This window comes from Paracoccus sp. TOH, from assembly GCF_030388245.1.
GTDB classification, from domain to species: domain Bacteria; phylum Pseudomonadota; class Alphaproteobacteria; order Rhodobacterales; family Rhodobacteraceae; genus Paracoccus; species Paracoccus simplex.
The window spans coordinates 244564-264485 of the sequence record NZ_CP098360.1 but is presented as its reverse complement, the minus strand read 5'-3'; the positions used below and the strand labels follow the sequence as shown (position 1 = coordinate 264485).

The window sequence follows — 19922 nt, the reverse complement described above, 5'->3', positions numbered from 1 at the left end:
CTCAGCGCGGCGCGGCGGCCAGTCCCCGCGCCAGCGCGCAGAACTGTTCCAGGCCGATCTCTTCGGCCCGGGCGGTCGGGGCAATGCCGGCGGCGACCAGCAGATCCTCGATCGCCGGATGCAGCCCCTTCAGCGAGGCGCGCAGCATCTTGCGGCGCTGGTTGAAACCTGCCGCCACCACCCGGTTCAGCACCGCCGGATCGGCCGGAAACCGCGGCTCGGGCAAGGCGGTCAGTTGCACCACCGCCGAATGCACCTTGGGCGCCGGCACGAAGGCCTCGGGCGGCAGAGTCATGACGATCCGCGCCTCGCTGCGCCATTGCGCCAGCACCGCCAGCCGGCCATAGGCCTTGCCGCCCGGCCGGGCCACGATGCGCTCGGCCACCTCCTTCTGGAACATCAGCGTCAGCGACTGCCAGAAGGGCGGCCAGGCCGCCGGCGTCAGCCAGCGGATCAGCAGCTCGGTGCCGACATTGTAGGGCAGATTCGCCACGATGCGGATCGGCGGCGTCAGATGCGCCAGCGGATCGACCTCCAGCGCATCGCCGTGGACGACCTCCAGCCGGCCCGGATAGGCGGCGGCGATCTCGGCCAGGGCGGGCAGGGCGCGCTCGTCCTTTTCGATGGCCAGCACATGCCGCGCACCCTCGGCCAGCAGCCCGCGGGTCAGCCCGCCCGGCCCCGGCCCGACCTCGATCACGTCGCAGCCCGACAGATCGCCGGCCGCGCGCGCGATCTTGGCGGTCAGGTTCAGGTCCAGCAGGAAGTTCTGCCCCAGTTGTTTCTTCGCCCGCAACTCGTGCCGCGCGATCACCTCGCGCAGCGGCGGCAGCCCGTCGATCGCGCTCATCGCCGGCCCGCCATGTCATGGGCCATGCGCAGCGCCGCGATGCCGCTTTGCGCGTCGGCGATGCCCCGGCCGGCGATGTCGAAGGCGGTGCCGTGGTCGGGCGAGGTGCGCACGAAGGGCAGGCCCAGCGTCACGTTCACGCCGCCGGAGAAATCCAGGGTCTTGATCGGGATCAGCGCCTGGTCGTGATAGGCGCAAAGCGCCGCGTCATAGCGGGTGCGGGCCGCCGGGTGGAACATGGTGTCGGCGGGCAGCGGGCCGGCCAGGTCGAAACCCGCGCCGCGCAACCGGGCGATCAGCGGCGTGATCCAGCGGGTTTCCTCGTCGCCGATGACGCCGTTCTCGCCGGCATGGGGGTTCAGCCCGGCAATGGCCAGCCGCGGAGCGGCGATGCCGAAATCGCGGCGCATGGCGGCGTCGGTGATGCGGATCGCCTGCTCCAGCAGTGCCGGGGTCAGCGCCTTCGGCACCTCGTGCAGCGCGATGTGGATCGTCACCGGCACGACGCGGCAGGGCGGCTCCACCGTGGTCGAGGCCAGCATCATCGCCACCGGCACATCGCCCGCCAGATGCGCCAGATATTCGGTATGGCCGGGAAAGGCGAAGCCGGCGCCGCGCTTCAGCGCCGCCTTGCTGATCGGCAGGGTGCAGATGCCGCCGGCCGCGCCGGACAGGGCCAGACCGACGGCGCGGGCGATCACCTCGATCACCCCCCGCGCATTGGCGGGATCCGGCCGTCCGGGCACCGCCGGCGCCGGAAAATCATGGCGCAGAACCGGCAGCAGGCCCGGAGCCACCGGTTGCGCCAGCGCATCCACCTCGGTCCAGGCGGTTCCTTCGGGCAGATGCCGCGGATCGCCCAGAAAGACGAAGGGCACGCCCGAGGCCAGCGCCTTGGGCGCCAGTTCCGGGCCGACGCCGGCAGGCTCGCCGCAGGTCAGGATGATCGGCCGCGCTTCCGTCATTGTCTCTGTTTTCCAAATCCTTTCGGGGGCCCGGGGGCGAGGCGCCCCGGGTCCGCCTTGCCCGGGCTCACGGCCGGCGGATGATGGCATTCGAGCGCAGCTCGGCCAGATAGCTCTCGGCCGCCTGTCCGACCTTGCGGTTGAAGATCATGTTGCGCACCTCGTCGCGGCCGGGCAGCGCATCGGGATCGGGGGCCGCGGCCTGTCCGTCCTCGGCGCCCTCTGCCCCTCCGGCCGTGACCGGGACGGCGGCCGGCGAGGTTTCGGCGGCCAGCAGCGCCGGTTCGCGCTTGCACAGCATCAGCAGCGTTACCGCGCCGCCATAGCTGATCACCGTCGATTCGTTGTCGTCCAGCACCGCCAGGCGCAGCGCCTCGCCGGTCGGGATCTGGCCCTGCGGCAGGGTCTGGCGCTGGATCTGCTCGGCCGGCAGGCCGCGGGCATGGACGAACAGATCGGCGCAGCTGTCCGAGACGGCGGCGATGCGGTTCGCCTCCTCGGCGCTCGACAGGCGGAAGCGGACGAAATCCAGCACCTGCTCGCGGGCGCCGGGGCGCAGCGTGCCGCGGGTGTCGCGCAGGAAGAACAGCACCACCGCGCCCTGAACGGTCAGCGGCTGGCTGATCTGGCCCGGTTTCATCGACAGAATGATGGGCTGCAGTGCCGGCGGCAGATTGGCCAGCGGCGTCCAGGGCAGGCGGCCGCCGCTTTCTGCCGAGGGCGTCGCCGAATAGCGCCGGGCCGCGGCGGCGAAATCGCCCTCGGAGCGCACGTTCTGCACCAGCGATTCCGCGATCTGCATCGCCCGCGCCTCCTCGCCCGGCGGGGCGGGGATGATCAGTTCGGACAGCGCGACATGGGTGGTGCGCGGCGTCTCGATGATCTTCTGCAGTTCCTGCTCGATCTCGGCATCGGTGACCCGGACCTGCGGCACCACGCGCTGGCGCACCACCTCGCGCCAGACCACGCCGGCCGAGATGAAGTCGCGGAAGGCTTGGCGCTCGACGCCGGCGCGGGCCAGTTGGCCAGTGAATTCCTCGACGCCCAGATTGGCGCGGCCGGCGAATTCCGCCAGGCCGGCGTCGATCTGCTCGTCGCTGGGGGTGATGCCCATCTGCCTGGCCGCGGACAGCCGCAGTCGGTCGTCGATCAGCGCCTTTTCGGCCGAGGCCGGATCGGATTCGGGGGCCCGCAGCAGCTGCATGAAGCGCACGCGCTGGTCGAGCTCGTAGCGGGTGACGGCCGAATCGTTCACATAGACCAGCGGCTGGAACGGATTGCCCTGCGCAAGGGCCGGGGAAACCCCGTTCCCGGCCAGCATCGCGGCCATCGCCGCCCCCAGAAGAATTCGCCGCATCAGCTCCCTCGCCGCATGGTTTTGCCGGACATTAGCGCAGGCAGGCGCGACGCGCCACCGTTCCCGGGCCGGCCTTTTGCTGGCCGAAGCCGCCCAGGCGGATGCCCAGGTCGAAACTGGTATCGGGCCGCAGCTCGTCCGAGGAGGTGAAGCGCCGTTGCACCGACATTTCCACGGTGACGCATTCGTTGCGGTATTCCAGCCCCAGCTGCGCCTTCTGTGCGCGGTCGGCGGTGAAGTCGTAGCGGGCCTCGGTCGTGGCCCACCAGCCCTGCGCCATCTGCCAGCCCCCGGCCATGGTCAGTTCCGAGACGTCCCGCCGGCGATTCTCGCTTTCATCCGAATCGAGCCAGAGATAGCCGGCCGAGACCTGCAGGCCGGGCTGGAACCAGCCCAGCCGCAATTCGTTGCGGCTGATCGAGAAACTGTCGTCGAACAGCGCCCGGTTCACCAGCGCCAGCCCGTTCGCGCCCTGATAGGTGGCCGAGAGCAGCCAGTCCGAGCGCGTCTTGCCCTGCGGGCCGGTGAAGGCCGGGTTGTCGGATCCGTCGATATAGGCGAAGGCCGGGTCCGGATCGGTGCGGAACACACGGCCGGCGGTCAGGCCGATCGACCAGCCGGTCGGGTCGATCCGGGTCCAGCTCAGGCCCAGATTGGCGCGGAAGCCCGACTCGCGCGCGTCCCAGCCGGGAAAGCGGTCCAGCGAGAACAGGTTGCCCTCGTCGAACTCGATCAGCCGGCTGTCCTCGTTCGGCACGTCGTCTTCGGCCTCGCGCTCGGGCGACCAGATCAGCTGCGCGACCGGCTCGATGATATGGGTGACCCCGCCGGAATGACGCGCGAGCGGCCAGCGCAGTTCGGCCGCCAGCGTCGGATCGGCGCGCATCACCCAGTCCTCGTAATCGCTGTCCTGGTTGATGCGATAGAGGTCGGCATCGACCCGGCCTTCGACCTTGCCCAGGACGCCGCCCGGCAGGATCTCGCTGCGCTGCCAGTCCAGGCTGACCGAGCCGCGCGCCATGTCGCGGCCGACCTTGTCCGCAGAGGAAGAACGGCGATGCGCGTGCAGCGACCATTCCAGACTGGCGATGCCGCCGATGCGGTCCGGGGTCCAGCGCCGCTTCCACAGCGCATCGGCCACGACCGAGGGGGTGAACTCGTCCGGCTCGTCGTCGCGCAGCGATTCGTAATTGCCGATCCGGGCCATCACCATGCGGTCGCGGCGCACCCGGTCCAGGGTGATGCCGCTCCACAGCCGGTCGGCGTCCGAGATATCGTAATCCAGCAGATAGGCGCGGTTGCTGGCCATCTGGATCTGGAAGCCCAGCAGGTAGCCACGCGGCAGCTCGAAGCGGCCGGCGCCGAACAGGTAGCCGCGGGTCTCGCCCTGCTCGATGTCGTCGCGCGAGACGGCGCCGTTCCACTCCATGGCACCGTTGTGGAAGGCCTGGCGATAGCGCAGCTCCAGCGTCCGGGTGCGCGAGGCGGCGACATAGGGCGTCACCGTCAGGTCGGCATGATCGCCCAGGGTGATGAAATACGGCAGCTTGATGCCGAAGCCCAGCCCCGAGGTGGTGCGGAACTGCGGCCGCAGGAAACCCGTCATCCGCTCGACGGTCGGGTCGGGCGCCGTCAGCCAGGGCAGGCTGGCGATCGGCAGGCCCAGGGCGCGGAACTGCGGGTGGTCGAAATGCAGCTTGCGGGTGCGGGTGTCGTGGGTGATCGAGCGGGCGCGGATCTCCCATAGCGGAATCGGGTTTTCGGCGCAGATCTGGCAGCTCGAGGCGACGACATTGTCCAGCCGGGTCACGGCGCCGTTCTCGCTGCGGCGCATCTGCCGCGCCGCCAGCTGCATCTCGCGCGCCAGAACCAGCCGGGCGCCGCGCAGGATGCCGTCCTGCATGTTCGGGTCCAGCTGCGCGCTGTCGGCGATGACGATGGTTTCCTGCGGCGTGCCGGCGCGGGCGGGCTCGGTCAGGTGGATCGGTCCCTCGATCACCGCCGAACCGGTGTCGTTGTCGTAGATCACCCGCGAGGCGATCAGCCGCGCGCCGCGATGCCAGATCACCACGCCCCCCGAGGCGGTCAGCCGGTTCTCGGCATCCAGCGTCACCTGGTCGGCCAGCAGCGTGGCCGGGCTGGCCGCGTCCCCGTCGCCGCTACCCTGGATGCGCACCGAACCGGGCCGCGCCACCGAGGGCGTCTGCGAGGCCTCGGTGCCGTCGGCAAAGCGGGCATTGCTGTCGGAATCCTCGGTCGGCGCCAGCGCCGGGCCCGAGGGCCCCTCGAACAGGCTGCCGGTCTCGCCATAGATCGGCAGGGTCTGGCCGTCGGGGGTCAGGCTCTGGCCCAGGGCGATGCCGGGCAGGCCCAGCCCCGGCAGGACCGCCGCCAGCAGGGCCGCGCGGGCCGTGCCGCCGCCGTTTTGTCGCTTGCGCGCCATCAACCGTCCTCCAGCCGCAATAATGCCCCCAGGGCAAGGAACAGCGCCACGATGGGCGGCGCCCAGCCGGCCAGCACCGGCGGGATGCCGCCATTGTCGCCCAGCACCTGCGCCAGGTTGCGCAGGAAGAACAGCGCGATGCCGCAGCCGAAACCGGCCAGCACCAGAAGCCCCATCTTGCGCCCGCGCATGTGCCGCATGGTGAAGACCGCGGCCAGCGCCACCATGGCCGCCATCAGCAGCGGCCGCGCCAGCTCCATCTGGAACCAGACCTTGTGGCGCTGGGCGGAAAAGCCGGCGCGCTCCAGCCCCTTGATGAAGGCCGGAAGCTGCCAGATCGGGATCGCCTCGGGCTTGCCGAAACTGTCGCGGATGCGCGCGGCGGTCAGGTCGGTCGGCAGCGTCAGCTCGGCCGCGGTGCGGGCCATCGCCTCGGGATTGGGCTGGGTCAGCGGCCATTCCTTGACCTCGCTGAGCAGCCAGGCCCCCTCGGTCAGCCGCGCCTGGCGGGCGTCGATGCGGCGGGTCGGTCCCTGGTCGGGCGCGAAGATCATGAAGGTGGCGTCGTAAAGCGTGGTGGCGTCGGCGCTGGCCCGGCTGGCCTGGATCACCACCTGGCCCGGGGTCTCGGCCCCGCCCGGCCCGGTCATCGGCAGCGCCTGGCGCAGCCAGACGGCGCTGTCGCCGACGCTGATCGTCTGACCGCCGCCGCTTTTCATCCGTGCCACCGCGTCGTCATAGCGTTTCGAGGTGCCCGCCACCATCGGGTTCAGCACCGCGACCGACAGGATCCCGACCAGCGCCGCCGTGACCGCCGGCGCCGCCAGCACCCGCAGGGCCGAGCGGCCCGAGGCCCGGATCGCCACCAGTTCCGAGCTGCGCGACAGGCTGAGAAACAGCGCGATCCCCGCCAGAACCGTCATCAGCGGCAGGATGGAATAGAAGCTGGCGGTGATGTTCAGAAGCGACAGCACCGCCGCGCCGGACAGGCCGATATTCTCGTCCGAAAAGCGGCGGATCTGCTCGACGATGTCGATCAGGAACAGGATGGCGCCGAAGATGGCGGCGATCAGCACGAACATGCGCAGGAAGCGCCGCGCCACATAGGCTGAAAGGATCATGCCGCGGCCCCCCCGCTCTCGCCACGCAGCCGGCGCGGCCGGGCGGCCAGCCACAGCACCGTCACGCAGGCCGCCGCCCCCAGCAGCGGAGAGACATATATCAGCGGCCAGCGCGAGGCGTCGCCCGCCACCTGGTTCTCGGCCGCGGTGCTGAGAAATTGCACGACGATCAGCGCGATCACCGCCCAGATCACCTGCCGCCAGACCCCGAAGCGGCTGAACCCGCCCAGAAGCAGCATGGCAAAGCCCAGCATCGCCGCCACCGGCGCCTGCAGCGGCTTCGCCAGCCGCTCATGCGCCTCGGCCAGGGCCTTGTCGGCGGTGGCGCCGGTGGCGGCCAGCAGTTCCGGGTCGGGGTCCAGCAGCCGCAACGTCGGATAGGCACGCAGGTCGCGCTTGCGGCTGACCGCCGGGTCGATCAGCAAGCCGAGGTCATAGGCCAGCTCGGAAAAGCGGGTGACCGACAGGCTTTGCCGTTCGCCGGTGCGGCGCAGGTTCTGCACCATGCCCTGCATCATCACCAGCCGCGGGCCGGCATCGGTGCGGACCAGCAGCGCCTCGGTCGCGGTATAGGTGGTCTGGTTCGCGGGGTCGCGCGCATCCTCGAGGAAGAAATAGATCAGCCGGCCGTCGGCCGCGATCTCGCTGATGTACAGCGTCACACCGCGCACCGGGTACTGGAAGCTGCCGGCGCGCAGGAATTGCGCGGTGACGTTCTGGGCGATCTCGGCCTGGCGGTCGGTCAGCCGCCCGCGCGCCATCGGCACCAGCGCATGCACCAGCAGCGCCACCATCAGCGCCACCAGCACACCGAAGACGAGGACCGGCCGCGCCAGCCGCCAGGGCGACATGCCCGCCGCCTGCATCGCCACCAGCTCGGATTCCGAGGCCAGCCGGTTGGTGCCATAGGCGCTGGCGGCGAAGGCGGCGATGGGCAGCACGGCCGAGATCACCAGCGGCAGGGTCAGCGCGGTGAATTCCAGCACCACCAGCGCCGTCTGCCCGTCCGAGATCAGCTGCTCGAACAGCGACACGGCGCGGTTGATCCAGTAGACCGAGACAAGCACCAGCGCAAAGAACCCGAACAGGGTCAAAAGCTGCGACAGGATGTATCGGTCGATGCGGGGCATGGGGGCTTTCAGCGGCTCGGATCCAGATTGATTAGCGGCTGCGCGGGGATTGGGAAAGCCCCGGCTCTGGTCAAGGCGGGGTTGCGCGACTAGTTTTCGCCGAAGACGGATCAACGCGAAAGGCAGGATCATGACGCACCCGGTCGAAATTTCCTTCACGGCGACGGACCTAACCGAGCTTGCCTCGCGGCCGGGCCGGATCGCCATCCTGGTGCCGCAGACCGGGCGGCTGCCGGGCGGGCTGCCGCGCGGCACGCGCGAAGCGGCGGTCCGGGCGCTGGAATCCGAGGCCTGGAAGGCGGTGAAACCTGGCAAGGCGCTGGAACTGGCCTTTCCGTCCGGGCTGAAGGCCGAGGCGCTGCAACTGGTGTCCCTGCCGCAGAATGCCGACACGGCCACGGCGCGCGCTGCCGGGGCGAGCATCGGCGCGAAACTGGGCAAGGCCGATACGCTGGTGGTGGCCGGCAACCATCCGCGCGCGGCCGAGGTGGCGCTGGGGCTGGCGCTGCGCGCCTATGATTTCTCGGCCTACAAGACGAAGCCATCCGGAAACGGCGCCGGCCCGGGGAATGGCGTGCCCGAAGGCGACGCGCCGGCCGAGCCGGCCGTGACCACCAGCCGCAGCGGGGCGGCCGAGGATGCGCGGCTGTCGGATGCGGCCGATGGTGGCGCCCGCGCCGCCGAATCGGCGCCCGGTGCCAAGCCGCGCGGCAGGGTGGTGTTCATGCACAAGGATCCCGAGGCGCTGGCCCGCGCGGCCGGCGATGGCGCCGCGGTGGCCGAGGGCGTGTTCTTCACCCGCGACCTGGTGAACGAGCCGGCCAACGTGCTGACCACCAGCGATTTCGCCGACCGGCTGCTGGCCATGCGCGAGCTGGGCCTTGAAGTCGAGGTGCTGGAGGAGGACGAGCTGGCGCGGCTGGGGATGCGGGCGCTCTTGGGCGTGGGGCAGGGCTCGGAAAGCCCGTCCAAGGTCGTGGTGATGCGCTGGAACGGCGGCGGCGAGGCGGCGCCGCTGGCGCTGGTCGGCAAGGGCGTGGTCTTCGACACCGGCGGCATCTCGATCAAGCCCGCCGCCGGCATGGAAGAGATGACCATGGACATGGGCGGCGCCGGCGTGGTCGCGGGCGTCATGCGGACCCTGGCGCTGCGCCGGGCGCGGGCCAATGTCGTGGGTCTGGTCGGCCTGGTCGAGAACATGCCCGACGGTCGCGCCCAGCGTCCCGGCGACATCGTGAAATCCATGAAGGGCGACACGATCGAGGTCATCAACACCGATGCCGAGGGCCGGCTGGTGCTGGCCGATGTGCTCTGGTACGCGCAGGACCGCTTCAAGCCCGCGGCGATGGTGGATCTGGCGACGCTGACCGGGGCGGTGATCATCGCGCTGGGCCATGACAATGCCGGCGTGTTCTCGAACGACGACGTCTTCGCCGATGCGGTGCTGGCCGCCGCCAAGACCGAGGGCGAGGGCGCCTGGCGCCTGCCGCTGGGGCCGGGCTATGACAAGCTGATCGACTCGCGCCTGGCCGATATCAAGAACACCGGCGGGCGTGCGGCCGGCTCGATCACCGCGGCGCAGTTCCTGCAGCGCTTCGTGCGCGAGGGCACGCCTTGGGTGCATCTGGACATCGCCGGCGTGGCGCTGCCGCCTTCCGAAACGGCGCTGGCGCCCAAGGGCGCGAGCGGCTGGGGCGTCATGACCCTGGACCGGCTGGTGCGCGACCGCTTCGAGGGCAGGTGATGGGCTCGGCCCTGTTCTATCATTTGACCCGTTCGGGGCCGGGCCAGCTCTTGCCGATGCTGATCGGCAAGAGCCTGCAGGCCGGCTGGCGGGTCGAGCTGCGGGGCAGGGACCGCGCCCGCCAGGTGGCGCTGGACGAGACGCTGTGGCTGGGCGAGGGCTTCCTGCCGCATGGCCTGGCCGGCGGGCCGCATGATGCCCGCCAGCCGGTGTTGCTGACCGTCGAGGGGCAGGCGGCGGCGAATGCGGCGCGCTGCCTGATCGCGCTGGAGGGCGTCGAGGTCTCGGGGGCGGAATGCGCGGCGCTGGAGCGGGCCTGCATCCTGTTCGACGGCAACGACCCCGAGGCGCTGGACCGCGCCCGCGCGCAATGGCGGGCGCTGACGGCCGAGGGCGTGCCGGCGGAATACTGGTCCGAGGCCGGCGGCCGCTGGGAGCGCAAGCAGTAAGGGGGGCGCTGCCCCCCGCGCGTGCCGCGCTCCCCCCGGGGTATTTGGAAAACGGAGAAAGCCGTCAGCGTTCCAGGATCAGGCGGTTGCCCTCGATGCTGACGCGGGCGAAGCGTGACAGGTAGGACATGCCCATCAGCGATTGATCGAGATCGCTGCGCAGCACCATGGCCGGGACGCGGCTGTCGTGGATTTCGCCCAGGGTCACGCTGTCGAGGGTGACGGGCGCGGTCTCGATGATGCCGTTCGCGGTCCGGGCCTGGCCGACATAGCCGAGGCTGTCGGGGTCGATGCCGACGCGCCCGGCGTCGCGCGGCCCCAGCGCGATGGTGGTGGCGCCGGTGTCGATGACGAAGCGGACCGGGATGCCGTTCACCTCGGCCGTCAGGTGGAAATGGCCGTCATTGCCCAGCGGCACCTCGACCCGGCCGCCCTCGAGCATCCGGGCCTGCGGCGAGACGGTGTTGCGGATGTCCTCCCACAGGCCGGCCAGTGCCAGGGCGCCCATGAAGATCAGGCCCCAGGCTGCCGCCTGGCGCAGGGTCTTGCCCGGCCGGGCGCGCAGCTCGACCAGCAGGAAGCCGCCCACCGCGACGAGCAGCAATACAAGGTAGGCCGTGCGGCCGAATTCTTCGCCCATCAGAACAGTCCCGTTCCCTTGAGCCCGTCGATCACGAACTGGATCGAGAGCGCCGCCAGCAGCATGCCGAAAAGCCGGGTGACCACCATGGTCCCGGTGCGCCCCAGCAACCGGGCGATCGGCCCCGCCATGGCGAAAAGCGCCGCGGCGATGCCCAAGACCGCCAGCATGGCCAGGTGGATCATCAGGGTGTGAACCGGACTCTGGTCCTGTCCCACCAGCAGGATCATGGTCGCCAGCGCCCCCGGCCCGGCCAGCAGCGGCGTCGCCAGCGGAAAGACCGACGGGTCGTCGTCATCGTCCCGGGCCTGGCCCTCGCGCCGTTCGGTGCGCCGCTCGAACAGCATGTCGAGCGCGGTCAGGAACAGCAGCAGCCCGCCGGCGATGCGAAAGGCCGGCAGCGAGATGTCGATGCCCTGCAGGATCGCCTCGCCCGCCAGACCGAACAGCGTCATCAGCCCCGCCGCCACCGCCAGCGCCCGCCAGCCGATTCGGCGGCGGCGTTGCGGCGCCATGTCGCGGGTCAGCGCGATGAACAGCGGCACCAGCCCCACCGGGTCGATCACCACGAAAAGCGTGACAAAGGCGCTGACGATCTGAACAGGGTCCATGGTTTCCGCAATATGGCCCGCTTCATGCGCGGGGGGAAGCGCGGCGGCGCGTCAATGCGTCCGATCACGGAATTGGGGGTTTCGTGAGGCGCGTTCCGCACCTATATCGGGAAGCATGTGAAGACACGCAAGGCTTTCGGGCCCTGCCACGGAGGTAAAGACATGCACGCACCTTCACCGATGGCGCTATTGCTGATCGCCATCGTCGTTCTGGTCCTTTTCGGGCGCGGCAAGGTCTCGTCCCTGATGGGCGAGGTCGGCAAGGGCATCACCGCCTTCAAGAAAGGCGTGAAGGAAGGCAGCGAGGAAGGCGATGCGGCGGCGCGCAGCGAGGTCAAGGAGGTCGAGATGAAGACCACCGACGACATCGACCGTGCCCGCGCCGAGCTGGCCGCCGAGCGCGCCAAGTTCGAGGCAGAACGTGCCCGGACGGCGGCCGACAGCTCGCTGCGCGACGTGACGCCGAACGACACGACCAAGCTCTGATCCCCCGGTCCGGCGCGCATGTTGGATATCGGCTGGAGCGAGCTTCTGCTGATCGGCGTGGTGGCGCTGATCGTCATTGGCCCCGAGGACCTGCCCAAGCTGTTCCACACGCTGGGCCGGATCACCGCGCGCGCGCGGTCGATGGCGCGCGAGTTCAGCAGCGCCATGGAGGATGCCGCCAAATCCTCGGGCCTGGATGACGCGGCCAAGACGCTCAAGGACGTGAACACGCTGACCTCGAAACGCGGGCTTGGCCTTGACGCGCTGGAGCGTGCGACCGAGCGTTTCGAGAAATGGGATCCGCTGAACCCCAAGGATCAGGCCGGCAAGGCGCCGCTGCCCGATCCCGCGGCGCCGAAACCGGCTGCCCCTGCGGCGAATGGCGGCGACGCGCCCGCCGCCCCGCCTGCTGCGGCCCTGCCGCCCGCGCCGGGCGTCGCCGCCCCGCCGGTCGCGGCCGAAGAGACGCCGGAGACCGCCGACGGGCGCCGGCGCCTGCATGCGGTGCGCCGCTCGGACCGCGCGTGACAAGACTGACAGGAGAGGCCGATCCGTGGCGACAAAAACTGCCAAGCCGGACGATATCGACGATTCCTCCGCGCCGCTGATCGAGCACCTGAAGGAGCTGCGCACCCGGCTGATCTGGTCGGTGCTGGCCTTCGTGGTGGCGATGGTGCTGTGCTATTTCGTCTGGAACCCGATCTTCGACTTCCTGACCCAGCCGATCTGCCATGCGCTTGAAAAGCGTGGCCAGACCTGCGGCCTGATCCTGCTGAAGCTGCAGGAAGGCTTCTTCGTCGCCATGCGCATCGCCTTCTTCGGCGGTTTCGTGCTGGCCTTTCCGGTGGTCGGCTATCAGCTGTGGCGTTTCGTGGCGCCGGGACTCTATCGCAGCGAAAAGAACGCGCTGCTGCCCTTCCTGGTCGCCTCGCCGGTGATGTTCCTGCTGGGCGCGGCCTTTGCCTATTACATCATCCTGCCCTGGGCCTTCGACTTCTTCCTGGGCTTCCAGCAGGGGCCGCTGGCGCTGCCGGACGATCCCGCCGCCGCAGCGACCGCCGCGACCGCCGCGGCCGGGGCCGCCGTGGCGCCGGCCGATGCCGCCAAGGAACCCTGGGCCGGCATCGTTTTCCAGGGCTCGGTCGAGGAATACCTGACGCTGACCACCAAGTTCATCCTGGCCTTCGGCTTGTCCTTCCAGCTGCCGGTGGCGCTGACCCTGATGGGCAAGGCGGGGCTAGTGTCCTCGGAAGGGCTGGCCAGCGTGCGCCGCTATGCCGTGGTGGTGATCCTGGTGCTGGCGGCCATGGTGACGCCGCCCGATGTCATCAGCCAGATCGTGCTGTTCTCGGTGATCTACGGGCTTTACGAGACCTCGATCTTCCTGGTGCGCCGCATCGAGAGGAAGCGCGCGCTGGAGGAGCAGGCCGATGTCTGATGCGGTGCTGAACCGAATCGCGCAGGCGCTGGAGCGCATGGCGCCGCCGCCGGCGCCCGAACCGAGCTTCAGCGAGGCGACGGCTTATGTCTGGCATCCCGACCCCGACCGGCTGGAGCCGGTCGAGGAGGTCAACCGCGTCGATCTGGTGCAGCTGATCGGCATCGACCGCGCCCGAGACACGCTTCTGGCCAATACGCTGCAATTCGCCCGGGGCCATGCGGCGAACAATGCGCTGCTGTGGGGCTCGCGCGGGATGGGCAAGAGCTCGCTCGTGAAGGCCGCCCATGCCGAGGCGGTGCGCCAGGGCCTGCCGCTGGTGCTGGTCGAGATCGCGCGCGAGGATCTGGGCACGGTCGGCCGGCTGCTGGCGATCCTGGGCCGGGCGCGGGATCGGCGCTTCCTGCTGTTTTCCGACGACCTGTCCTTCAGCCATGACGACACCCAGTACAAGTCGCTCAAGGCGGTTCTGGATGGCGGCATCTCGGGCCGGCCGTCCAACGTGATCCTGTACGCCACCTCGAACCGGCGCCACCTGATGCCGCGCGACATGATCGACAACGAGCGTTCGACCGCGATCCATCCCGGCGAGGCGGTCGAGGAGAAGGTGTCGCTGTCGGATCGCTTTGGGCTGTGGCTGGGGTTCCATCCCTGCTCGCAGGACGAATACCTGGCCATGGTGCGCGGCTATTGCGATGCCTATGGGCTGCAGATCGCCGAGGACCAGTTGCGCGCCGAAGCCATCGAATGGCAGGCGACGCGGGGCTCGCGTTCGGGGCGGGTGGCCTGGCAGTTCTTCACCGATCTGGCCGGCCGCAACGGCATCGCGGTCTGATCCGCAAGCGGCTTTCATGCAAGCGCCCGCCCCGGTTTCCCGAAGGCGGGCGCGCTGTTTTTTCGGGGTCCGCCATGCGACGGGGACGGCACGGAAAAACTTGCGGAAAACTGTTCGAGAGCCCTTGACGCCCCCAGCCGCCCGCCGTAAATCGCACCCACTCCGTGGCGGAGTAGCTCAGCTGGTTAGAGCAGAGGAATCATAATCCTTGTGTCGGGGGTTCAAATCCCTCCTCCGCTACCATTCTCCCCCTGAACATCGCAGGTGATACGGCCGCCTTCAGGCGGGGTGCCGGGATGTCAGGCCGCCTTGATCAGCACGATGTCATTGCCGCGTTTGCGGTCGGCCGGCAGGGCCTCGTATGCGTCATGGCTTGCCGCCACGATCAGCCGCGCCGCATCGCCCTCTCTGGCCGCCCTCAGGTTCTGCGCGCTGGTCTTTTCCAGATCGGCCAGGGTGATCGCCAGCGGCGTGGCGATGAACAGCGATTTCAGCTCGAAGACCTTGGCGATATAGGGGTCGTAACCCTCGATGGTCCAGCTGGTGCCGGCCGCGGCGCCCTCGGCATTGACGATCAGCGGCAGCGACCATGCGCCCTGCGCGTCGGTGGTGGCCTCGACCTTCTGCGTCACCACCCGCACCCCATCCTCGAACACGTCGGACCCGGCCAGCGTGGCGACGATCTTGCCCCCGGCGATGGGGGCGAGGCTGGCGTCGATCAGCAGGCCCCGGACTGTGGCTTTGTTCGGCATGTCTTGCTCCCATGCTCATGCGAAAAACGCCGCCATTATGCGAAGGATCGGCGGCGGTTGCAGGCTGGGCGGAAGCAACGCGCGCTGCGGCCTAAAGCGCGTCCGCAGCCAGAATGTCGCGGCTCTGGCGCCAGAGGTCGGGGGTGGTGCCCTCGGTCTCGCGGAAGACCCGGATCAGATGCGAGGCGTCGCAGAAGCCGGTTTCCTCGGCGATGCGGGTCACGGTGCGGTCGGTGCGCGCCAGCAGCATCCGGGCCTGCGCCAGCCGGATGCGGATCGAGGCATCGGCGGGCGGGATGCCGAGGTCGGCGTTGAAATGCCGCTCGAGCTTGCGCCGGCCGACGCCCAGGTCGCGGGCGATGCGGGCGATGGGCAGGGGCGCGTGCAGGTTCTGCTGCATGGCCAGCAGGGCGCGGCGCACCAGCGGGTCGCGGGCATTCAGCTCCAGCGGCAGGCCGGGCTGGGGGCGGTCGCCCTCCATCGGCTCGTCGATCATCAGGATCGACAGCGCCTTGCGCGCCGCCGCCCGGCCCAGGTGGCGGTCGATCAGGAAGGCCGCCAGATGCGCGGCGCTGACCCCGCCCGAGCAGGAAAGCCGGTCGCGGTCCACGACGAAGATCTGGTCCGAGACCGGGCGCATCTTCTCGAACTCGGCCAGGAAATCCTGGTGGTGGAACCAGCTGACGCAGCAGCGGTAACCGTCCATCAACCCGATCCGGGCCATGGCGAACACCCCGGTGCAAAGCCCGCCCAGCGACACCCGCGCTGCCGCCGCCCGGCGCAGGAAGGCGGCCTGGTCCGGCGAAAGGCCGGGGCCGCCGTCGATCAGCCCGCCGACGGTGATGATGTAGTCGAAGCGCGCCGGGTCGCCCAGCCGCTCCTCGGGTTCGATGCGCATCCCGCAGGAGGACTGCACCGGCGCCATGTCGGGGGAAAGCACCCGCCAGCGGCAGCGGATCGGCCGCGAGCCGTCGCCGTCATCGGCGGCCAGGCGCAGCACGTCCACGAATGTGGCAAAGGCCGACAGCGTGAAACGCGGGGTCAGCAGAAAGCCGATGCGCAGCCGCGGCTGGTTCGGGTCGGGTGAGGCGTCGTATTCGGGCATGTCGCGATTCGTCCACGGCTGGCGTCGCGATCATGCCATGTTTTGCGCGATTATCCAGTGCCTGCATGGGGCCGGGCGATCACTCCTTGGTGGCCAGCACCATGGTCGCGGCCGAGGCTTCCGCGGCGGTCTCGGCCTCGTCGCCGGCCTCGACCAGTTCGCGCGCCTCCTCCTCGTCCTCGTCCTCCAGCGCCGGGGGATCCTCGCCGGCCAGGAAGTTGCCGAATTTCTCCAGGCCGGGGATGTGATCGGCCAGCACGCGCATGACCACCAGCAGCGGCACCGCCACGATCATGCCGAGCACCGACCAGAGCCAGGCCCAGAGCGCCACGGTCAGGAACACCACCACCGTATTGAGCTGCAAGCGCCGCGAGACGAAATACGGAGTGATGAGCTGGCCTTCCAATGCGGTCAGGCCCAGATAGGTCAGCCCGACCATCAGCGGCGTGAACAGGTCGTCATGGACGAAAAGACCGACCAGGGTCGCGATGATGATGCCGGTGACCGACCCCAGATAGGGGATGTAGTTCAGCAGGAAGGCGGCCAGCCCGAACAGCAGCGGACTGGGCATGCCCCAGGCCCACATCGCCAGGCCGATGGCGACGGCAAGGCAGGCATTGATCAGGGTGATGGCGCCCAGATAGGTGCCCAGGCTGTCCTCGATCTCGCGCAGCGCCAGATAGGCGGCGCGCTTTTCGCGCATGCTGTCGAAGCTCTGCACGATCTTCAGATAGAGCAGGTCGCCCGAGGACAGCAGGAAGAACAGCAGGAACAGCGTGAAGATGATCTGGCCGACGAAGGCCGGGCCAAGGTTCAGCACGCTGGCCAGCGTCGAGGTTTCCGGGGTGGCGTTCACCTCGACCTCGATCTGCTGGTCGGGCGGCTGCGGCGTGCCGGGGGCGGGGACCGCGCTGAGCGTGCCGGTCAGCGTCGCGTCGGGCGGCGTGGCGTCCGGCGCGGCGGCGGGTTCGGGCTTGGGCGCGCCGCCGCCGGCAATCTCGTCGATCTTTTCGGCCGCGCGCTCGATGCCGCGGAAATTGCTGCGCAATTCGGTGAAGCGTTGTTCCAGCCGTTCGGTGATCTGCGGCGCGTTCTCGACCAGCCGGTTCACCGGGCCGGAGATCACGAAGCCGATCACCACCACCGAGACCACCAACCCCAGCGACACGATGGCGGCGGTGACCACGGCGCCGATCCCCAGCCGGTCCATCAGCCGCCGAAAGGGGATGAAGACGAAAAACAGCAGCAGCGCCAGCGTGACTGGCATCAGGAAGCTGCGGGCCTGGGCGAAGAAGCCGAACAGCAGCAGCAGGAAGATGCCGATCACCGCCCAGTTCGCGACACGCGGCAGCGACCGTTTCTCGGCCGGCGCAGAGATGGGGAACATGTGGTTTCTGTCGTCGGCCGGTGTCATGATCCCTCCATGCTTCCCCGGGACTTCCCCGCGCGCTGCAGCAGGCGCAAAACGCAAACCCCGCGCCGGGGTTCCTCGGCGCGGGGTTGATTAAGGTTGATCGGAGCCTTGACGCTTACAGCGGATGATCGCCCGAGGCGTCGATGACGCGGGTGGGCAGGCCCAGGGCGCCCAGCAGTTCCAGGAAGGGCCGGGCCGGCAGATCCTCGACATTGGCCATCTTTTTCACGTCCCAGGTGCCGCGGGCGACCAGGATCGCCGCCGCGACCGGCGGCACGCCGGCGGTGTAGCTGATGCCCTGGCTGCCGACCTCGTTATAGGCGTCCTTGTGGTCGGCAACGTTGTAGATGAAGACCTCGCCCGGCTTGCCGTCCAGCGTGCCCTTGACCAGGTCGCCGATGCAGGTCTTGCCCTCGTAATCGGGGGCGAGGCTGGCCGGGTCGGGCAGCACCGCCTTGACCACTTTCAGCGGCACGACATCCAGCCCCTCGGCGGTTCTGACCGGCTGCTCGGAAAGCAGGCCGAGGTTCTTCAGCACCGTGAAGACATTGATGTAATGCTCGCCGAAGCCCATCCAGAAGCGCACATCGGCGTCCTTGTAGCGGGCCGAGAGGCTGTGCACCTCGTCATGGCCGGACAGATAGGCGGTGCGCTTGCCGACCACGGGCAGATCCCATTCGCGGCCGACCTCGAACATCTTGTTCTGCCGCCATTCGCCGCCCTGCCAGGAATAGACCGTGCCGGTGAATTCGCGGAAATTGATCTCGGGGTCGAAATTGGTCGCGAACCAGCGGCCGTGGCTGCCGGCATTGATGTCCACGATGTCGATCGAGTCGATCTTGTCGAAATATTCGTCCTCGGCCAGCCGGGCATAGGCGTTGACCACGCCGGGGTCGAAACCCGCGCCCAGAATGGCGGTGACGCCGGCCTTCTCGCAATCCTCGCGGCGCTTCCATTCGTAATTGGCATACCAGGGCGGCGTTTCGCAGATCTTGGCCGGATCCTCGTGGATGGCCGTGTCGATATAGGCGGCGCCGGTCTCGATGCAGCCCTGCAGCACGGTCATGTTGACGAAGGCCGAGCCGACGTTGATCACGATTCCGGCGTCGATCTGGCGGATCAGCCCGGCCACCGCCTTGCTGTCCATCGCGTCCAGCGGATGCGCGGTGAATTCGACCGAATGGCCCTTTTCACGAATGCTCGCGATGATCTTCTCGGCCTTGGACACGGTCCGGCTGGCGATATGCAGCGTTCCGAATTCCTTGGCGTTCTGCGCCACCTTATGCGCGACCACCTGGGCGACGCCGCCGGCGCCGATGATGAGCACGTTCTTGGCCAATTCGTTCTCCTTTTCGGGGGCTGGGAAAGGGGATGGCTTGCGCCTGGTCAGGACAGGCTGGCCTGGTAATCGTCGTAGCTGAACCGGCGAACCTCGCGGATCGTTCCGTCCTCGGCCCGGATGGCGATGGCAGGCATGGGAACGCCGTTGAACCAGTTCTTCTTGACCATGGTATAGCCGCCGGCATCGGCGATGCTGATGCGGTCGCCGACCTGCAGCGGCTGCGGAAAGCGGCCCTCGCCGAAGATGTCGCCGGCGAGGCAGGTCTTGCCGGCGATCTGGAAGGGATGCTCGCCGTCCTGCGGCAGTTTCGCCGTCTCGCGATAGATCAGCAGGTCGAGCATATGCGCCTCGATGCTGCTATCCACGATGGCCACGTCCTTGCCGTGATGGATCACGTCCAGAACCGTCACCTCCAGCGAAGTCGAGCGGGTGATGCTGGCCTCTCCCGGTTCCAGGAAGACCTGCACGCCGAAACGTTCCGAGAACGCCTTCAGCCGGTCGGCCAGCCGGTCCAGCGGATAGTCCTCGCCGGTGAAATGGATGCCGCCGCCCAGGGAGACCCAGTCCAGCTTTTCCAGGAAGCCGCCGAACTCGGCCTCGATCCGGCCAAGCTGCGCGTCGAACAGCTCGAAATCGGCATTCTCGCAATTGTAATGGATCATCACGCCCGAGATGCGGTCCAGCGCCGCCTCCAGCCGGTTCAGATCCCATTCGCCCAGCCGCGAGAAGGGCCGGGCCGGGTCGGCCAGATCGAAGCCCGAGGTCGAGAAGCGCGGATTCAGTCGCAGCCCCATGGCGATGCCGCGCTGCGCAGCCTGCGTCCCGAACCGGTCGAGCTGGCCCAGGCTGTTGAAGATGATCTTGTCGGCGTAACCCAGCGCCTCGTCGATCTCGTGATCGGCCCAGGCGACGGAATAGGCATGGGTTTCCTTGCCGAATTTCTCATGCCCCAGCCGCAGCTCGAACAGCGAGGAGGAGGTGGTGCCGTCCATGAAGTCGCGCATGAAGTCGAAGGCCGACCAGGTGGCGAAGCATTTCAGCGCCAGCAGGCATTTCGCCCCCGAGCGTTCGCGCAGAGAGCGGATCCGCTCCATGTTCACCCGCAGCTTGGCAAGGTCGATCAGGTAATAGGGCGTCTGCAGATCGGACATGGCGCGGGTCCCCCGGTTGCGAAACCGTGCTAGGTCAAAAGGAAAGGCTCATTTAGGGCCATGCGCGCCGTTTCGCAAGGAATGGTGAC

The 19922-nt window shown here is 68.9% G+C and carries 19 protein-coding genes and 1 tRNA gene; 7 read left to right on the top strand and 13 right to left on the bottom strand.

Annotation, left to right across the window (positions count from 1 at the left end; genetic code table 11):
• Position 1 precedes the first annotated feature (1 nt).
• The 6 genes from rsmA to lptF all read right to left on the bottom strand — a co-directional run bounded on the left by rsmA (position 2) and on the right by lptF (position 7866).
• Complete coding sequence (rsmA, locus tag NBE95_RS01235; RefSeq protein WP_289894095.1) at positions 2-850, bottom strand: 16S rRNA (adenine(1518)-N(6)/adenine(1519)-N(6))-dimethyltransferase RsmA; 849 nt, start codon at positions 848-850, stop codon at positions 2-4.
• Positions 847-1815 (bottom strand): 4-hydroxythreonine-4-phosphate dehydrogenase PdxA, encoded by a 969-nt coding sequence (pdxA, locus tag NBE95_RS01230; RefSeq protein WP_289894094.1) that lies wholly within the window; start codon positions 1813-1815, stop codon positions 847-849. The genes rsmA and pdxA overlap by 4 nt, the downstream gene beginning before the upstream one ends.
• Before the next feature lie 67 nt (positions 1816-1882).
• The gene (locus tag NBE95_RS01225; RefSeq protein WP_289894093.1) at positions 1883-3172 is read right to left on the bottom strand and encodes a peptidylprolyl isomerase; all 1290 of its coding nucleotides are present in this window, start codon (positions 3170-3172) and stop codon (positions 1883-1885) included.
• Positions 3173-3203: 31 nt separating this feature from the next.
• On the bottom strand, positions 3204-5615 hold the full coding sequence (gene lptD / locus NBE95_RS01220) for an LPS assembly protein LptD (RefSeq protein ID WP_289894092.1): 2412 nt from the start codon (positions 5613-5615) through the stop codon (positions 3204-3206).
• A complete protein-coding gene (gene lptG, locus NBE95_RS01215; RefSeq protein WP_289894091.1) occupies positions 5615-6736 on the bottom strand; it encodes an LPS export ABC transporter permease LptG in 1122 nt (373 codons plus the stop codon). Before lptG ends, lptD begins: the two co-directional genes overlap by 1 nt.
• On the bottom strand, positions 6733-7866 hold the full coding sequence (gene lptF / locus NBE95_RS01210) for an LPS export ABC transporter permease LptF (protein WP_289894090.1): 1134 nt from the start codon (positions 7864-7866) through the stop codon (positions 6733-6735). The genes lptG and lptF overlap by 4 nt, the downstream gene beginning before the upstream one ends.
• Before the next feature lie 130 nt (positions 7867-7996).
• Here lptF and NBE95_RS01205 point away from each other — a divergent pair, with 130 nt between their 5' ends.
• The gene (locus NBE95_RS01205) at positions 7997-9610 is read left to right on the top strand and encodes a leucyl aminopeptidase (protein WP_289894089.1); all 1614 of its coding nucleotides are present in this window, start codon (positions 7997-7999) and stop codon (positions 9608-9610) included.
• The gene (locus tag NBE95_RS01200; protein WP_289894088.1) at positions 9610-10059 is read left to right on the top strand and encodes a DNA polymerase III subunit chi; all 450 of its coding nucleotides are present in this window, start codon (positions 9610-9612) and stop codon (positions 10057-10059) included. Before NBE95_RS01205 ends, NBE95_RS01200 begins: the two co-directional genes overlap by 1 nt.
• A 64-nt stretch (positions 10060-10123) precedes the next feature.
• Here NBE95_RS01200 and NBE95_RS01195 read toward each other — a convergent pair whose 3' ends face one another.
• Both NBE95_RS01195 and NBE95_RS01190 read right to left on the bottom strand, forming a co-directional pair.
• On the bottom strand, positions 10124-10699 hold the full coding sequence (locus NBE95_RS01195; protein WP_289894087.1) for a TIGR02281 family clan AA aspartic protease: 576 nt from the start codon (positions 10697-10699) through the stop codon (positions 10124-10126).
• Positions 10699-11310 carry a MarC family protein gene (locus NBE95_RS01190; protein WP_289894086.1) on the bottom strand — a complete coding sequence of 204 codons (612 nt, stop codon included), beginning with the start codon at positions 11308-11310 and terminating at the stop codon, positions 10699-10701. The genes NBE95_RS01195 and NBE95_RS01190 overlap by 1 nt, the downstream gene beginning before the upstream one ends.
• Before the next feature lie 162 nt (positions 11311-11472).
• Between NBE95_RS01190 and NBE95_RS01185 the strand changes: the two genes are divergently transcribed.
• The 5 genes from NBE95_RS01185 (at position 11473) to NBE95_RS01165 (ending at position 14312) form a co-directional block, all read left to right on the top strand.
• The gene (locus NBE95_RS01185) at positions 11473-11796 is read left to right on the top strand and encodes a twin-arginine translocase TatA/TatE family subunit (RefSeq protein WP_289894085.1); all 324 of its coding nucleotides are present in this window, start codon (positions 11473-11475) and stop codon (positions 11794-11796) included.
• A gap of 18 nt (positions 11797-11814) precedes the next feature.
• Positions 11815-12324 (top strand): Sec-independent protein translocase protein TatB, encoded by a 510-nt coding sequence (tatB, locus tag NBE95_RS01180; protein ID WP_289894084.1) that lies wholly within the window; start codon positions 11815-11817, stop codon positions 12322-12324.
• Positions 12325-12349: 25 nt separating this feature from the next.
• On the top strand, positions 12350-13234 hold the full coding sequence (gene tatC, locus NBE95_RS01175) for a twin-arginine translocase subunit TatC (protein WP_289894083.1): 885 nt from the start codon (positions 12350-12352) through the stop codon (positions 13232-13234).
• Positions 13227-14069, top strand: a complete 843-nt coding sequence (locus NBE95_RS01170) for an ATP-binding protein (RefSeq protein ID WP_289894082.1) — start codon at positions 13227-13229, stop codon at positions 14067-14069. Before tatC ends, NBE95_RS01170 begins: the two co-directional genes overlap by 8 nt.
• Before the next feature lie 166 nt (positions 14070-14235).
• Positions 14236-14312, top strand: a tRNA-Met gene (locus NBE95_RS01165).
• Between the two features lie 56 nt (positions 14313-14368).
• Here the strand turns inward: NBE95_RS01165 and NBE95_RS01160 are convergent.
• The 5 genes from NBE95_RS01160 to NBE95_RS01140 form a co-directional block, all read right to left on the bottom strand.
• Positions 14369-14821 (bottom strand): hypothetical protein, encoded by a 453-nt coding sequence (locus NBE95_RS01160; protein ID WP_289894081.1) that lies wholly within the window; start codon positions 14819-14821, stop codon positions 14369-14371.
• 91 nt (positions 14822-14912) lie between these two features.
• Positions 14913-15926, bottom strand: coding sequence for a GlxA family transcriptional regulator (locus NBE95_RS01155; RefSeq protein ID WP_289894080.1), 1014 nt, complete (start codon positions 15924-15926; stop codon positions 14913-14915).
• A 79-nt stretch (positions 15927-16005) separates the two neighbouring features.
• Complete coding sequence (locus NBE95_RS01150) at positions 16006-17313, bottom strand: AI-2E family transporter (protein ID WP_289894079.1); 1308 nt, start codon at positions 17311-17313, stop codon at positions 16006-16008.
• Positions 17314-17455: 142 nt separating this feature from the next.
• On the bottom strand, positions 17456-18679 hold the full coding sequence (locus NBE95_RS01145) for a saccharopine dehydrogenase family protein (protein WP_289894078.1): 1224 nt from the start codon (positions 18677-18679) through the stop codon (positions 17456-17458).
• 47 nt (positions 18680-18726) lie between these two features.
• A complete protein-coding gene (locus tag NBE95_RS01140) occupies positions 18727-19833 on the bottom strand; it encodes a carboxynorspermidine decarboxylase (RefSeq protein WP_289894077.1) in 1107 nt (368 codons plus the stop codon).
• Positions 19834-19922: the final 89 nt, after the last annotated feature.

What these genes read in the sequence shown, in the direction of transcription:
- NBE95_RS01170 (WP_289894082.1), top strand. Translation starts at nt 13,227, where the DNA reads ATGTCTGATGCGGTGCTGAACCGAATCGCGCAGGCGCTGGAGCGCATG.
- NBE95_RS01195 (WP_289894087.1), bottom strand. Translation starts at nt 10,699, where the DNA reads ATGGGCGAAGAATTCGGCCGCACGGCCTACCTTGTATTGCTGCTCGTC.
- NBE95_RS01140 (WP_289894077.1), bottom strand. Translation starts at nt 19,833, where the DNA reads ATGTCCGATCTGCAGACGCCCTATTACCTGATCGACCTTGCCAAGCTG.
- NBE95_RS01205 (WP_289894089.1), top strand. Translation starts at nt 7,997, where the DNA reads ATGACGCACCCGGTCGAAATTTCCTTCACGGCGACGGACCTAACCGAG.
- NBE95_RS01185 (WP_289894085.1), top strand. Translation starts at nt 11,473, where the DNA reads ATGCACGCACCTTCACCGATGGCGCTATTGCTGATCGCCATCGTCGTT.
- NBE95_RS01150 (WP_289894079.1), bottom strand. Translation starts at nt 17,313, where the DNA reads ATGTTCCCCATCTCTGCGCCGGCCGAGAAACGGTCGCTGCCGCGTGTC.
- tatB (WP_289894084.1), top strand. Translation starts at nt 11,815, where the DNA reads ATGTTGGATATCGGCTGGAGCGAGCTTCTGCTGATCGGCGTGGTGGCG.
- lptG (WP_289894091.1), bottom strand. Translation starts at nt 6,736, where the DNA reads ATGATCCTTTCAGCCTATGTGGCGCGGCGCTTCCTGCGCATGTTCGTG.
- NBE95_RS01200 (WP_289894088.1), top strand. Translation starts at nt 9,610, where the DNA reads ATGGGCTCGGCCCTGTTCTATCATTTGACCCGTTCGGGGCCGGGCCAG.
- NBE95_RS01190 (WP_289894086.1), bottom strand. Translation starts at nt 11,310, where the DNA reads ATGGACCCTGTTCAGATCGTCAGCGCCTTTGTCACGCTTTTCGTGGTG.
- NBE95_RS01160 (WP_289894081.1), bottom strand. Translation starts at nt 14,821, where the DNA reads ATGCCGAACAAAGCCACAGTCCGGGGCCTGCTGATCGACGCCAGCCTC.
- NBE95_RS01225 (WP_289894093.1), bottom strand. Translation starts at nt 3,172, where the DNA reads ATGCGGCGAATTCTTCTGGGGGCGGCGATGGCCGCGATGCTGGCCGGG.
- lptD (WP_289894092.1), bottom strand. Translation starts at nt 5,615, where the DNA reads ATGGCGCGCAAGCGACAAAACGGCGGCGGCACGGCCCGCGCGGCCCTG.
- NBE95_RS01155 (WP_289894080.1), bottom strand. Translation starts at nt 15,926, where the DNA reads ATGCCCGAATACGACGCCTCACCCGACCCGAACCAGCCGCGGCTGCGC.
- lptF (WP_289894090.1), bottom strand. Translation starts at nt 7,866, where the DNA reads ATGCCCCGCATCGACCGATACATCCTGTCGCAGCTTTTGACCCTGTTC.
- pdxA (WP_289894094.1), bottom strand. Translation starts at nt 1,815, where the DNA reads ATGACGGAAGCGCGGCCGATCATCCTGACCTGCGGCGAGCCTGCCGGC.
- rsmA (WP_289894095.1), bottom strand. Translation starts at nt 850, where the DNA reads ATGAGCGCGATCGACGGGCTGCCGCCGCTGCGCGAGGTGATCGCGCGG.